This is a genomic window from Pseudomonas lundensis (assembly GCF_001042985.1).
GTDB classification, from domain to species: domain Bacteria; phylum Pseudomonadota; class Gammaproteobacteria; order Pseudomonadales; family Pseudomonadaceae; genus Aquipseudomonas; species Aquipseudomonas lundensis.
In genome coordinates, this window is sequence record NZ_JYKY01000024.1 from 41,841 (window position 1) to 56,360 (window position 14,520).

Genomic DNA, 14,520 nt, shown 5'->3' on the forward strand with positions numbered 1-14,520 from the left:
TTTTAGTGGGCGGGCGCCTGGGTGCCTCGAATGATTTCTATCCCACGGGCCCGAGGCGGACCGGCCGGGGCTGTCAGTGGCGCCTTGTTGGCCGGCGTGGCCATCGCCAGTTGATTGAACTGGTAGAGGCTGCGTCTGGCGGCCGCCAGATTGCTCGCCGCGTCTTTTTCACCTGACCAGTAGTGGCTCAAGCGTTGTTCTTGCGCGCTGCGCACCGCCAGACGCAAGGTTCCGGCCTGCGCGGCAAGCATCAGTTGATTGACCAGCGGCTCGGGGATGGCCAGCACCACGGTGCGTGCCGTCACCCGGCGCTGGGTTTGCAGTTGCGCCTGCTCGGCGGTCAGCGCCTGACTCACCGGTTGGCCGTCACTGGTCAGACCCAATTCATCGCCAATGCTCAACACCCGCACCGCAGGCAGCACCACTTGTGTGGAGGATTCAGGGTTGGTGGTGTCCTGACGCAGAAACAGCAGAATGTCGACGTAATCCCCCGGACCAAACTGCCCCGCGGCCCCGGCCACTTCATCAATCGCCACCGCCAGCGCGCGTTCGTCAGGGCGAATCATGCGCGCCAGCGGCCCGCCGATTTCGAAGCTGTGTTCATTGAGCCAGGTGCCCGCGTTCAGCCCTCGCCATGGGGTGCGTCCCACCGCCTGGTCGATAGCGGTGAGGCTCCCGGCAGGCGCCGTGCGTAATTTTTCCAGCGTCAAATCATCGGCAGTCAAGGCCACATGCGGGGCGACATCGCGGGTCAACACCACCACGCTTTGCTTGGTCTGGTCTTCAATATGGCTCACCCCTTGCTCCACCACCTGCGCCACCGGAGCAGGAGGAACAGGCTGTTGACGGGCCAGCATCAACCCCCAGAAACCGGCGGCAATAGCCCCCAAAAACAAGATCGCGGCGAGCACCAGACTCCGGCGATTGTTCATATGGCTCTCCCTTTCCCATTGCGTACGGCAGACAAAAAATCATGCGCAATCAGGTAGCTATGAACGGTTGGCCAGTTGCAACCATTTCGCTATTTGAAGGTAGCGCAGGTAGGACAAAACGCCATTACTGACCGGGTTATTTCTGACAGGACATTCGAGGACTTTGATTTGTTTAACGTTTTTGATGGCGGATGACCTGATCCGTTTGGATTACTACTTTCGGATTAATCCTTTCTTACAGTTGTGAGGTCGGGCTTTGTTGGCAATGCTCTGATGGCAAATGGGAAGTATGTAGCACCTACGTTACACAGTGCCCGCTTCGGCGCACTAAGGAGAAGTCAGATGCTTCTGGATACTGTTCTGAAAGTGTATGTGCCGACTCAGGCGTTCTGCGTGTATCAGACCCGTCAATTAATCAAGCGCCGGGACGGGGCTTCGGGCATTGAATACGCCCTGATTGCGGCCATGGTGGCGGTGGTGCTCGCACTGTTTGTCGCCAAAACGCAGCCCGACCGCCGCCGAAGACATGTCCGAGCCTTTGAATGGCAAATCGTTGAACCAGGTTTTGGCCTTGTCCAGCACCGCGTAGGGCTGCAGCAATTTCACCCACGGCCCTTCGCGGTTGAAGCTGTAGTTGACCTCATACGCCACCCCCCACCCCTTGTCGCCGGACGCCTGATCGTCGGGGTAGCCGCGGCCAAAGTTCTGTCCGCCAAACACCGCTCGCTCACTGTCGGGCAAGCTGTCTGCACTCCAGTAGAGGGCGCCGGACATCACGCCCTGCCAATTCTCGAAAAACGTATCGCTCTGCACGCCGGACAAACGCAGGCGCAAGAAATCCAGGTCGTACTGATTGCCGGTGAGGTTGGTTTCACTCTTGGCGCCCAGGCCTTTCATGCCTTGATACAGACCCGCGCTGACGATGCGCAGTTGTTTGTTATCGGACTTGCGCCAGTCCCCCTCGAACGCCAGGGCGCGTACGTCTGTTTTCTCGCTGAGGCTGACCGGGAAGCCGACCACCTCGTAATCGGTGCGGTCATTCACGCCGTACAACCGGGCGCCGACGCTGAGCCATTGGTTGGGGGCGGCGATCAGCGGGTGGCTGACGCCGATGGAGAAGCGGTCGTTCTCGCGATGCGGCTTGAGTTCAAACCCGTCACTGGTGGCAATGCTGCTCCCCGGATCGCTGCGATACCGCGCGCCATACAGGCTCAACTGCGTGCCCTCAGCGTTCAGGTACTGGCTGTAGTCGATGCGGTAGTAATGTTCTTTGTCGTTGCCGGGCGGGAACAACCCGCTGACGCTCAATTGCTCGGCCATCGCTGTTTGCGAGTTGCTGCTGACCCCGAACAGTGCCTGCGTGCTGTCGCGGCTGCCTTCGGTGAGGCTCATGCTGGTGGTGAACGGTTTGCGGCTGGCATTGATGGTCAGGGTCGAGGCGCCATCCGTGGTGCCGGGCGGCGGCACTTGTGCTTGCAAGGTGACGCCCGGCAGGCGCCCCATCAAGGTCGCGTAGCGGTCGAACGTTTTGCGGGTCAGCGGGCGCTCGCCCTTGAGCTTGTCCACCAGTTCATCGATGAAGCCCTTCACCCGACCGACATCACCCTGCACGGTGTAATCACGGATGTAGCCTTCCACCAGCACCACCCGCACCAGCCCCTGATCAAAATTTTGCGGCGGCAAAAACGCGTACGACAACAAGTAACCATCGGTTTGGTAGCGCTGGGTGATGGTGCGCGTGGCATCGATCAATTGCGCCAGGGTGATCTCATGGCCCAGTAACGATTGATAGGCAGCGCCCAGCTCCTTGAGCGGGTACACGGTGCCACCTTCAATCTGTAATTTGCGGATGGTGAGTCTGGTGCCCATCACCAACGGTGGCGGCTCGACCGCGCCGGGCTTGGGCAATTGCAACGCTGGCTTTTGCGGGCGGTAAGCGTCCACTGGCAGGTTGGGGGTGGGCAGGGTCTGCATCATTTCGTTGCTGTTGAGGTAGCGCGGCAAGGGCTCGGCCATGACGCACGGGGTCAGCACAACAAATACGAGAGGAACGTAAGTACGCATATGACACTCCATGGTCAACAACAGCGACATAACCAGGTGGGTGCGTCATCTCAGGGCGACGCTACCCGGTGCAAGCCCTAGATCCTTGGCTCAAAAAAAGACGAGAGGTTCATCAGAACCTCTCGTCTCAACCAAGCGTAGGCGCTGTAGGTGAGGCCGTCGAACCGGCCAGGTGCAATTCGTTAGTTTTACTTGCCCAGATTGCCCAGGCCTCCGAGTACCCCACCCAAGCCGCCCACAGCACCGGTTGTCGCGCCGCCTTGCGCGGTGGTGCCACCGTTCAACAGTCCTCCGACCGCACCCACCGTTTCGCCCACGGTATTGACCGTTTGACCGACTGCGCTCACGACCGGGTTGTTGCTGCCCGCATCTACTTTCACACCCACGCTGCTGACCGCCCCGCCCACTTGATTGAGCAAGCCGCTGACCGGCGCCCCGACACCCGTGGCTGCACCGACGTTTTGCGTCACGCTGGTCACGGTGCTGGTGACCGGATTAAGCGCCGTGCCCACCGTGGTGGTGACCGCTGCCAACGGGGCGCCCGCGGCGTTGTTCGCCACTCCGGTACCGCCCAGCGCACCGCCAATGGAGGCCACGGTATTGCCGATGGCATTGCCATTGGCACCGGCGGCATCCACCACACCGCTGGTGCTGCCACCGGCCAGCCCGGTGCTTACCCCATTGACCACGCCACCCACGGTTTCCAGCAACCCGGCGCCCGCAATCCCCGGCAGGCCGCCTGCCCCGCCACCCGTACCACCGCCCGCTGCGGGTGCCGGATTGACATAGCCGCCGGCCTTGTCCGTAGCCCCGGCAACACCCGTCAACACCCCGCCCACCAGACCGGTCACAGGGTTGCCATTACCGGTGCCGGCCACCTTGTCACCCAGCCCGCCAACCACGCCGCCGACTTTGTTCAGCAGGCCATCCACAGGCGCCCCGAGTCCGGTCGCCGTGCCGACTTTGCCCGTGGTGTTTTCCACCAGTGAAATCACGGGCACCACGACTTTGTCATTCAGGCCACCGGTCACTTTGCTCAATGGCCCGGTGGTGGCGGCGCCGGTGAGGGTGTTGCCGATCATGGTGACCGTTGTGCCCACATTGCCCACCAGACCACCCGTTGCATCCGTGACTTTATTGACCACCCCGCCCACCACGGGGATCTGACTGATCGGCGTGTTATCGATCAACGTGCTGACGCCTGTGCCCAATGACGTGACGCCTTTACCGACATCGCTCACGGCGTTGGTAGCGCCTGCCACGGTGATGCCCAGCGAGTCTTTATTAGTCCCCAGCGAGCCCAGGCCATTGGTGCCCCCCCCCGGTGACCGAGGTGACGGCGTTGCCGGTATTGGTCACCAGACCACCTGCCACACCGACCACGGGAACAGTGGCCAACGTCGTACCCAGATCACTGACGGTCGTGCCGACCCCGCCGAGCGCCGTGCCAACCTGGCCGACCACCTGACCGGTGACCAGCGGAGTCGTACCAGCGCCCGTTCCACCGCCTGTACCGCCACCGGTTCCGCCGCCTGTGCCACCACCGGTTCCGCCGCCAGTTCCGCCGCCTGTGCCACCACCGGTTCCGCCGCCAGTTCCGCCGCCTGTGCCACCACCGGTTCCGCCGCCAGTTCCGCCATCTGTACCGCCACCGGTTCCACCACCAGTTCCACCACCGGTTCCACCGCCAGTTCCGCCATCTGTACCGCCACCGGTTCCACCGCCAGTTCCGCCGCCAGTACCACCACCGGTTCCGCCACCAGTTCCACCACCTGTACCGCCGCCTGTGCCGCCATCTGTTCCGCCACCAGTTCCACCACCGGTGCCACCGCCTGTACCGCCACCCGTTCCACCGCCAGTACCGCCATCTGTACCGCCATCGCCTCCATCCGTGGTGCTGTCGGGAGTGCTGGCGGCCACATGACTTTTGGACCCGCCGCCACCGCTATGGCAGCCACTGAGGCTGACTGTCATGACCAGCAGTAAGGCAGTACTTGTTTTTAACCACAGTTGAGTATTCATGATTGAGTCCCTTGCACCTGCTTGCCTGAGTTCAAACGTTTCCTGATCTGTCGCCAGCAATACGTTTATCCGTTGCAGACATAACAACCCCGAGGGACGCGTCGGGCAATTCTCAACTTGGTATTAACCCCTTATATAGCGGGGGCGCGCCTATACGTTGGGGTTAATCCATTAGGAGGGACAAGGGTTTAAAAAGCGTGAATTATCAACACGCTTGAAAGAGGCACTGCGCACCCGACACCAAGGTGATAAACACAATTGATACGGTGTTTTCTCGTCGCTCGTCGCGGGCGAGCAGCGCCAAGGCGCACTGAGCCGATCACTCAACCACGCTGAATTCGACACGCGCGGTGTGCCCACCTTCGTCCAGCACGCTAAGTTCGTAGCGCCCGAGTTGTTCGAGCGAGGTGCTGAGCGCGTCCTGGTGGGCGCTGTCGCCCAGCGGCACGCCATTAAGGAACCACCAGCGTCGGCCATCGCCGCCCAGTGCCGTCAGCGTGAGCCGCAACGCTTGCACGCTCGCCGCGGGCCTGCGCAGGCGGTCACCGTCGCGCACGCCAACGATCGACAACGGCGTGACCGAATGCAGCGCCGGTGGCGGGCACTCGACCGAGGCTGGCGGCATGCGGGCGTCCCGTCGCTCTGCCCGTGGCAACCAGGGTTCCAGCGGCGCGGGCCACAGGGCCACCTCGCGAGGTTGCGCGCCGGGGCATTGCGGCCCGACGCGCTCGCCTTGCGGGTTGACCCATACCTGCTCGCGCAACCCCACACTCAACGGTTGATCGGCCGCCAGCAAGGTCGGCGGCGTGGTGTGATCCAGCGTCCAGGCAAAACGCTGGCGGCGGCAGTTGGGGTCGCCCTTGCTCAGCGGCTGGCCCAACGGCCAACAAATGGCTGCCACGCCAACATTGCCCGGCACGGCCTGCACCGGGGCAACGATGCCACGCTGGCTGTCGCGATTACTCAGCACATCGTGCACTTGCAGCATCAGCGGGGCTGCCGAGGCCAGCCCGAACTGGCCCGGCACCGGCGTGCCGTCCGGGCGCCCGATCCACACGCCAATCAAGTAGCGCGGCCCTACGCCAATCGCCAGCGCATCGCGAAAGCCGTAGCTGGTGCCGGTTTTCCACGCCAGCGCGGGGCGTTGCACTAATTCGGCACGCGGGTCACGGTCCGGGCGTGCCTGGCCACTCAGAATGCGCCGGATGACCCATGCCGAGCCCGGCGACAGCAGGCGCCGTTCGTGCAGTGGATCGTCGGGCTGCAAGCGCAACGTGGCACTTTTGCCGTCGCGGGCCAACGCGCTGTAACCACTGACCAGGTCTTCGAGTCGGCTGCCCGCCCCACCCAGAATCAACGCCAGATTGGGTTCCGCCAAAGCGGGCAGCGTCAGCGGCACGCCGCCGTTGCGCAGGTCCGCCGCAAAGCGTTTCGGCCCATAGGCCTCGAGCAACTGCACCGCTGGCAAGTTGAGGGACAGGGCCAGCGCGGCGCTGGCCGAGACCGGGCCGCTGAAGCCCATGGAGAAGTTGCCCGGCCGGTAGTCGCCATAGCGCCGGGGCAAGTCTTGCAGCAGCGACTCGGAATGAATCAGCCCGGCGTCCATCGCCATCCCGTACAAAAACGGCTTGAGCGTTGAACCCGGCGAGCGCATGGCGCTGATCATGTCCACATGGCCGAAACGCCGCGCGTCGTTGATGTCCACCGACCCCAAGTAAGCACGCACGGCCATGCTGTCGGTTTCGACCACCACAATTGCCGCCGAGGTGTGATCCGGCAAACGCGCACGCCAGCCCAGCAACAGGTCTTCCAGACGTCGTTGCAGGTTGGCGTCCAGCGTGGTGCGTATCAGCGGCGGACTGTGGGGGCGATTCAACCGCCGCGCCAGCAAGGGAGCGAGGCTGGGTTCCAGGCGCGGCGCCAGGAGCAGCGGCTCTTGAAGGGCATCGTCCACGGCGGTGCGCGGCCACACGTCGTACTCGGCCAACCGCCGCAAGACTTTGTCCCGCGCCACCTGCGCGCGCGCCGGGTGGCGGTCCGGGCGCAAGCGGCTGGGGGCTTGCGGCAACACGGCCAACAGCGCGGCCTCCGAATGCGTGAGGTGTTGCGGGGACTTGCCCAAATACGCCCAACTGGCCGCTGCCACCCCTTGCAAAGTACCCCCGAACGGCGCGCGATTGAGGTACAGGTTCAGGATTTGGTCCTTGGACAAATGCCATTCCAGCTGGGCTGTGCGCCACAGCTGGCGCAGTTTGCCGGGCAACGTGCGTTCATGGGGATCGAGCAGCCGCGCCACCTGCATCGACAGCGTGCTGCCACCCGACAACACACGCCCGCCGCTGAGGTTTTGCCAGGCGGCACGCCCCAGCGCCAGCGGGTTCACGCCGGGGTGACGGAAGAACCAGCGGTCTTCGTAGGTCAGCAAGGCGTCGAGGTAATACGGCGACACCTCATCCGTGCTCACCGGGTAGCGCCACACCCCATTGGCATCGGCAAAGCGCCATAGCGGGGTGCCGTCTTCGGCCAATACGACACGGGCCAGATCATCCTGGGGCAAGGGCAGCGGCCAGATTTTATCGGCCAGCCACAGCGCGGCACACAGCAGCACTGTGGCGGCGAGTATCCCGCGCAGGCATTTTTTAAGCCGCGATCCCATTAACATCCGCCCGTGACGCAACTTTGCGCCCTGACTGGTTGCCCAAGGGGTATCTCTGGCACAGTGGCCGTCTTCTTAATCGGAACATCCCCATGCACGTCGAAAGTTTTGTAGGAAATCTGGGCCTTTGGTTGGGCACGCTGGTTCGCTGGATCGTCGAAAGCCTGAGCGGCCTTTTCAATGCGATTACCCAGGCAGGCAGTCATTTCATTGATGGCATGGCCCGAGCGCTCGGCATGGACACCTCGATTGTCAGCATTGCGGTGCTGGTGATCGGCCTGCTGTTTTTGTACAACGCGGTGCGCGCCTTCATGCGGGCTTCCATCATCGGTGGCGTGATCTGGCTGTTGCTGGGGTTGTGGGTGTTGAGCTGGGTCATCAGCTGACACGCGGCGAGGCAGCGGGGGCGCCGTCGCTGCCCCCCCACCAGCCTCGCTTCGTGCATCACCGGCCCTTGATCACCATGTCTGCGGGCGTCTCGCCCACGGCTTGCCAGTTCGGGCGGTACATCGACTCCACTTGCGGTGGCGGCACGCGGTAAGTGCCGGGCGTCACGGCCCGCGCCAGATACAACAGGTGCGTGGTGCCGTAGCCTTCCAGATTCAACGCAGCCACGTAACGGTCATCGCGGTATTCCTGATGCTGCACGCCCGCGTTTTGCATGGACTCGCGCCATTGTTTGACCTGGCTACTGGCGTTCTCAAGGCTGGCCGCGCTTTGACCGAGGTTCTGGTTTTCAAGCTCCAGCCCCGCCGGTAGCAGGTCAACCACCAGCGCGTCCGGCACCCGCTGCTTGGCAGTGACAGCCAGGTGCACCAGCACCAGATCGCCGCTTTGCAGGTTTTTCAGGTTCAGCGGTTCGCCATTCATGCCCAAGTAATCGCGGCGAATACTCATGTTTTCACCACCCGCAGGCGGCGCGTGCTGTGGATAACCCGAAATCGTCAGCTGTTGGTACACCGGCACGCTGCCTTCATTGCGCAGGCTCAAAGGCGACGCCAGTAACGGCCCTTCCAGTTTGAGACCGGCTTGAGCCGGGTTCAGCTCACGGGTCTGGCTGCCACTGACCAGTTGCGCGGTCCACGGTTGTTCAGGCTGGTCCAGCAAGTCCCGGCCCGCGAGGAACAACGCGTTGCGCTCCTGAGTCGACAGCCACTGGCTCGCCGCCAACTGATCCGACAGGGCAAATACTCGGGCTTCACGCTGGCCGCTCATCAGGTTGTTTTCTTCGAGCAGGGCCAGAATCAGCGCCTGATCGCGCAGCGAGCTGCCGTAATCACCCAGCCATTGATCGGCTGCGCGGGTCACGGCCAGACCGGCGACCAGGGCTTGATCGGCACGAGGCTGGTCGCCCATCTTCTGCAAGGCAATCGACAGCTGCACCAGCGGCAAACCGGAGCGCGCATCGCTGCGGCGTTCGAACAGGCTGCGTAAGGCACCCAACGGCGCCTGCTGACTGCGGGCCAGCACCATGGCGGCGTAGGCTTGCACGGCAAACCGGGTGTGATCGAGATTATCGCTGTAGTCCGACTCGATCAGGTTGCGCTCCTGGGTGTAGCGCAGCAGTCGTTCACTGGCTTTCTTCAGTGCATCAGGCGGCACGGCATAACCTTGATCGCGAGCGCGCAGCAGGAAGTCAGTGATATAGGCGCTCAGCCAGTACTCTTCCTGACCGTCTGCGCCCCACAGGCCAAAGCTGCCGTTGTAGCGCTGCATGCCCAGCAGGCGCTCGATGCCCAGCTCGATTTTGCGCTTGCGGTCGGCATCCGGCTCGCCTTCCAGGCCAAGCCGCTTGAGCAACGCCGCGTCGGCATACAACGCCGGGTACAGACCGCTGGTGGTCTGTTCGGAACATCCGTACGGATACGCCTTGAGCGCACGGATCTGCTCGCCCAGGTTCAACGGCGGACGGCTCGACAGGCTGAGTAGGGCTTCACGCCCCGCCGGCTCGAAGGCTTGCAGCTCGCCCTCTGGCAACGTCCATGGCTGATCGTTGAGCACGGCGCGGTAGTGCTTGAGCAACGCCGGGTAGGCCGGACGTACCCCCAGCGTCCATTCGCGGGTAAAGGGCGCCAGCGTCTCGCCGGGCAGATTCAGGCCTTTGACGGTGACGGTCAGCTTGCCGGTGCCGTAGCCACCCAGCGCTTTGACTGGCACCTGCAAGGTGCTGCGCTGGCCGGGGCTGAGGGTGAGTGTTTGGCTGCTGAGGCCCGACAGGTTCAGTTGGCCTTCGGCGTTCAAGTGGACTTCAAGGGTTTGCGGCGTGGCCGTGAGGTTGGACAGGTCCAGCGCCAGCCGGGTCTCATCGCCCCCCGCCATGAAGCGCGGCGCGGCCAGCTCGGCCACCAGCGGCGCGGCGACCACGGTTTTGGCTTGCGCCATGCCGTAGCGGTCGTCGGTCCAGGCTTGGGCCATTACGCGTAACTCGCCATTGAAGTCGGGGATGTCGAGGCTGACTTCACCCTCGCCCTGTTCGTTGAGGGTCACCGGGGCGCTTTGCAGGGCAACGATGGTGACGCTGGTGGCCGGGCGCTTGCCGCCCTTGGCCAGCCCTGCGTCACCGCCAAAGGCCAGGCTGGCCAAACGGCCTTGCCCGGCTTCAATCAGTTGCCCATAAATGTCCAATTGGTCAGCGCCATAAGCCTTGCGACCGAACAGGCTGGCGTAAGGGTCGGGCGTCGGGTAATCGGTGATGTTCAACACCCCGACATCCACGGCCGCCAGCAGGACATGCACGTCCTTGGGCACGCTGCCGTCGGCGTTTTTAGCCTGCACCTTGACCTTCAGCGGCTGCTTGGGGCGCATGGTCTGCGGGGCATCCAGGGTCAGCGCCAGTTTGCGCTGCGTGCGGTCCAGCGGCAGGTGCAGCACACCCACGGCCCGTTTTGGCGTGATGTTGGCTATGCGCTCGCCGGGACGAATCACCAGCGCGCTGACGTACAGGTCGTGGCGTGCCCAGCGCGGGTCCAGTTTGACGGCGAAGGTCTTGCCCTCGGCCGGGACGTCAATTTCTTCCCACCACAGCGGCCCGTCGCTGCCTTCAACCAGCAAATACCCTTTGCCGGCCGCCGGTGGCGAGACCGTAACGTTGGCTGTTTCGCCCTCGGCGTAGGCCGCTTTATCCAGCGCCAGCTTGACCTGATCGGGACGCACGGCGCCGCCTTCGGCATTGTCCTGCGCCTGATAACCCGCCCAGAAGCGCAGGCTGCTGATCAAACCGGTTTTCGGGTCTTGAACTTCAACCCGATACGGGCCCCACTCCACCGGGAAGCTGACCTTGGCCGTGCCGCCTGCCTTGAAGCTCACGGTTTGTTCGCCGAGGTTCAAAAACTTCTCGTTGTAGTGGTAGCTCCAGCCGTCGTTGTCCGAGTAGTTCCAGTAGTAGTCCCGACGCTCGCGCACCAGCCGCACGTTGACGTTATCAGCCGCCAGCTTGTTGCCTGCGTCATCGGCAATCAGCACCTCGAATTCAGCCGGGCCGTCGCCATCGGTTTCCGTACCGTCGAACAGGCCGCGCAGCCCCGGCAGTCGCTCGGCAGGCCACACCGGTTGCACCAGTCGACGGGTAATCGGCCGACCGCCGGACTCTTGCAGGCTGGCCTGCACAATCAGTTGCAGCGGCGATTTGGCGTCACTCCATTTGCTCTCCAGATGCAGGGTGTCTTCGCCTTGGGCGTTGAGCACGCTTTCATCCAGTTCAAAGTCCTGGGTCAGTTCTTCTTCGGTCACCGAACCGAACTGATACCCCGGCAATGCGCTCACCGCCTCACGCAAGGGACGCACATACACTTGACCGCTCAAGCGGTTCCCGGCCGCGGGGGCACCATACAAGTAGCGGCCGTTCACGTGGATGTCGGCGGTTTGATCGGGACGCAGCGGCGTATCGCTGCCCTTGAGTTCCAGTGCCAGACGCTCGGGCAGGAAGTCTTCCACCAAAAATTCATAGAGCTGTGGCTTGCCGTCCCCCAGGTCGAACACCAGTTGCCAGCGCCCGGTGGGGGCTTCGCCCGCCAGTTGCAGCGGGTATTGATAGAAGCCGGCAGCATCGGGCTCCCACACGAACTTGCGGCTGACCTGCTCGTCCGGGCGACGGACTTCCACGCTGACCGGCTGCGGCTTGACCGGATGGCCATCACGGTCGCGCAGCAAGGCGTTGAGCAGCACGGTTTCGCCGGGACGGTACAGATCACGCGGTCCAAATACGAAGAATTGCAACGGATGCGCCTGCGGCCCGCCGATGTCGAACTCGGCCAGGTCCAGCGCCGCGGTATTCAAACGCAACAGGCTGGTCTGATCGCCCTGTCGCGCCAACAGCACCTCGGCCTTGGGCGGCAGGGCCAGTTCGGCATGGCCGTCTTTGTCGGTCGTGCCCTGGGCAAGCATTTTGCCCTTGCCGTCGAGCAGTTCCAGCGCCACGTCGCCCAGCGCATTGCCACCTTCGAGCGCCTGCGTGAACACGTCCAGGCGTTTCTGATAGCGGTGTACCGAAACGCCAATGTCACTGAGGGTGAACAGCGTGGCCGGGGTTGAATAGTTGTACGTGCCGGAGGCTTTCATTACCGCCAGGTACACGCCCGGCTGCTGCAAGGGCTTGATGCCGGAGGTTGGCAAGATCACCGTTTCACGCGTGTTGCGGGCCGGGTTCAGGTCAAACCGGGCACCGTAGACCAGATCGGCCATGCCCAGCAGGTCTTTGGCTTCATAGCTTTGCAGGCTGCTGTTGCGGCCCCACTGGCTGAGGAATGCAGGCAAGGACTGAGGTTTGACGCGGAAAAACTCCACATCGACTTTATCGACGTTGAGCGCGATGACGGGCAAGCCTTCAGCCAGTCGCGTCGGCAACAGCGTGCCGCGGCTGGCAAACCCGACGGTGGGTTGCAGGTCACGGGTTTCAAGGCGGCTGACGTACTCGGCGGCCAGTTCGGCATCGTTGACCGCGCGCAGGCCGGGGTCGACGGTGAGGATCAGTTTGCGCTGCGGCTCAAGGTGACGCAGACGCAGCTCCATCAGGTTGTCGGAAAGCTCCCAGGCGCCGTCGACCTTGCCGGAGGTGGCATCCACCAGATGCAGTTTTTCGCCAAAGGGCTGATCCGGGTCCAGCGGCACGGAAAAACTCACCGACAAGGTGCTGGCGCCGTCCACTTGCACTTCCGAGACATCCACCACACTCAACTCGCGCCCCGCGTAGCGTTCAGCGAGGGCTTTGACATCCTGCACAGGCTTGGCCGCTTGCGTGCCAACCGCCGCCGATGGCGCAGGAGGGTTGCCGGGAGAGGAAGCATCACACGCACTCAGCAGTGCCAGTGCGCAGGCCAGGAACAGTCCTTTGTTAAGCATGGTGTACTCGTTGGCTAGGCAATGAAGGGCACGACTATATAACAAATCCCCACGCCCCCTCACCCCGGCCGTCTCACGGAGCAAAGGGGCTGAGGGAAGGCCGCTTCGGCTACAATGCCGCTCCCTCAAGGAGCCTGCATGTCGTTTTCCCTACTTGCTGACTGGCGCGACCGCCTGACCCATCGCCGGGTGTGGGCGCTGGCGGCGCCGATGATTTTGTCCAATATTTCCGTGCCGCTGGTGGCGCTGGTCGACAGCACCGTCATCGGCCACTTGCCCCACGCGCATCAGTTGGGCGCCGTTGCCGTGGGCGCCAGCCTGTATGTGTTTCTGGCCTGGATGATGGGCTTTCTGCGCATGGGCACCACGGGCTTCGCCGCCCAGGCGGCCGGGCGGGGCGATGGCACGGCGCTGCGCCAGATCCTGTTGCAGGGGTTGCTGCTCAGTGTGCTGCTCTCACTGTTTTTAGGGGCCATCGCACTGCCGTTCAGCTCCCTGGCCCTGACCGTGATGCAGCCCTCTCCCGAGTTGCACCAACTGACGCTGGATTTCTTCTATACCCGCCTGTTTGGCCTGCCCGGCGCGCTGGCCACCTATGCACTGGTGGGCTGGTTTCTGGGCACGCAAAACGCGCGGGCCCCGCTAGGGATTTTGCTCACCACCAACCTGGTGAATATCGCGCTCAATCTCTGGTTTGTCCTGGGGCTGGACTGGGGGGTGGTCGGGTCCGCCCGCGCCTCGGTGATTGCCGAGTGGAGCGGCGCACTGCTCGGGCTGTGGCTAACACGCGGCGCGCTGCGACGGTTTCCGGGCAGGGTGATGTGGCAGGCGTTACGCGTATGGCAGAACTGGAAGCCGCTGTTGGGGGTCAACCGCGACATTTTTATCCGCAGCCTGATGCTGCAATCGGTGTTTTTCCTCATCACCCTGCAAGGTGCGCGCCTGGGCGATGCCACCGTGGCCGCCAACGCACTGCTGCTCAACGGGTTGCTGCTGGCGGCCCATGCGCTGGACGGCCTGGCCCATGCCGTGGAGGCCCTGTGCGGTCATGCCATTGGCGCCCGGGACCGGACCGCCCTGCGCCGTTCGATGGTAGTGGCCAGTGGCTGGTCGCTGATCGCCAGCGCAGGTTTTGCGGTGTTGTTCCTGTTCGGCGGGCATCTGTTTATCGAGATGCAGACCGACATCCCGAGTGTGCGCGAAACCGCTTTTCACTACGTGCCGTACCTGGCGCTGCTGCCCCTGATTGCCGTCTGGAGTTACCTGTTGGACGGGCTGTTTATCGGCGCCACCCGCGCGCGCGAAATGCGCAACGCCATGGTCATCAGCGTGATCCTCGCCCTGCCCGTCGCCTGGGCCATGCAACGCCTGGGCAACCACGGGCTGTGGATCAGTTTTCTGTTGTTCATGGTGCTGCGCAGCCTGACGCTGGCGGCCTATGCCTGGGCGATGCAACGCAAGGACCAGTGGTTCAACCCCAACGCGTGAACTCGGGGTGATTGCGCGCAC

8 protein-coding genes are annotated in these 14,520 nt (G+C 63.4%); 2 read left to right on the forward strand and 6 right to left on the reverse strand.

Annotated elements, in window-relative coordinates; all coding sequences use genetic code 11:
* Window positions 1–2 precede the first annotated feature (2 nt).
* From cpaB to pbpC, 5 genes are all read right to left on the reverse strand, one after another.
* Window positions 3–932: a Flp pilus assembly protein CpaB gene (gene cpaB, locus TU74_RS17695; RefSeq protein ID WP_048377193.1), complete on the reverse strand. Its 930-nt coding sequence runs from the start codon at window positions 930–932 to the stop codon at window positions 3–5.
* A 411-nt stretch (window positions 933–1,343) separates the two neighbouring features.
* Entirely contained in the window at window positions 1,344–2,996 is a 1,653-nt protein-coding gene (locus TU74_RS17700) for a ShlB/FhaC/HecB family hemolysin secretion/activation protein (protein ID WP_082149891.1), read from the reverse strand.
* Window positions 2,997–3,184: 188 nt separating this feature from the next.
* Complete coding sequence (locus TU74_RS24765) at window positions 3,185–4,258, reverse strand: collagen-like triple helix repeat-containing protein (RefSeq protein WP_241485585.1); 1,074 nt, start codon at window positions 4,256–4,258, stop codon at window positions 3,185–3,187.
* 93 nt (window positions 4,259–4,351) lie between these two features.
* Complete coding sequence (locus TU74_RS24770) at window positions 4,352–4,876, reverse strand: hypothetical protein (RefSeq protein WP_241485586.1); 525 nt, start codon at window positions 4,874–4,876, stop codon at window positions 4,352–4,354.
* 461 nt (window positions 4,877–5,337) lie between these two features.
* Window positions 5,338–7,674: a peptidoglycan glycosyltransferase PbpC gene (gene pbpC, locus TU74_RS17710; RefSeq protein WP_048377194.1), complete on the reverse strand. Its 2,337-nt coding sequence runs from the start codon at window positions 7,672–7,674 to the stop codon at window positions 5,338–5,340.
* Window positions 7,675–7,766: 92 nt separating this feature from the next.
* On the opposite strand from pbpC, the gene TU74_RS17715 reads away from it, so the two are divergent.
* Window positions 7,767–8,060: a hypothetical protein gene (locus TU74_RS17715; protein WP_047273226.1), complete on the forward strand. Its 294-nt coding sequence runs from the start codon at window positions 7,767–7,769 to the stop codon at window positions 8,058–8,060.
* A 58-nt stretch (window positions 8,061–8,118) separates the two neighbouring features.
* Here the strand turns inward: TU74_RS17715 and TU74_RS17720 are convergent, their stop codons facing one another.
* Window positions 8,119–13,011, reverse strand: coding sequence for an alpha-2-macroglobulin family protein (locus TU74_RS17720; protein WP_048377195.1), 4,893 nt, complete (start codon window positions 13,009–13,011; stop codon window positions 8,119–8,121).
* A gap of 138 nt (window positions 13,012–13,149) precedes the next feature.
* Between TU74_RS17720 and TU74_RS17725 the strand changes: the two genes are divergently transcribed.
* Window positions 13,150–14,499, forward strand: a complete 1,350-nt coding sequence (locus TU74_RS17725; protein ID WP_048377196.1) for an MATE family efflux transporter — start codon at window positions 13,150–13,152, stop codon at window positions 14,497–14,499.
* Window positions 14,500–14,520: the final 21 nt, after the last annotated feature.

Excerpts from the sequence above, each read along its gene's own strand:
- cpaB (WP_048377193.1), bottom strand. The coding sequence starts at position 932 with ATGAACAATCGCCGGAGTCTGGTGCTCGCCGCGATCTTGTTTTTGGGG.
- TU74_RS17700 (WP_082149891.1), bottom strand. The coding sequence starts at position 2,996 with ATGCGTACTTACGTTCCTCTCGTATTTGTTGTGCTGACCCCGTGCGTC.
- TU74_RS24770 (WP_241485586.1), bottom strand. The coding sequence starts at position 4,876 with ATGGCGGTACAGATGGCGGTACTGGCGGTGGAACGGGTGGCGGTACAG.
- pbpC (WP_048377194.1), bottom strand. The coding sequence starts at position 7,674 with ATGGGATCGCGGCTTAAAAAATGCCTGCGCGGGATACTCGCCGCCACA.
- TU74_RS17715 (WP_047273226.1), top strand. The coding sequence starts at position 7,767 with ATGCACGTCGAAAGTTTTGTAGGAAATCTGGGCCTTTGGTTGGGCACG.
- TU74_RS17720 (WP_048377195.1), bottom strand. The coding sequence starts at position 13,011 with ATGCTTAACAAAGGACTGTTCCTGGCCTGCGCACTGGCACTGCTGAGT.
- TU74_RS17725 (WP_048377196.1), top strand. The coding sequence starts at position 13,150 with ATGTCGTTTTCCCTACTTGCTGACTGGCGCGACCGCCTGACCCATCGC.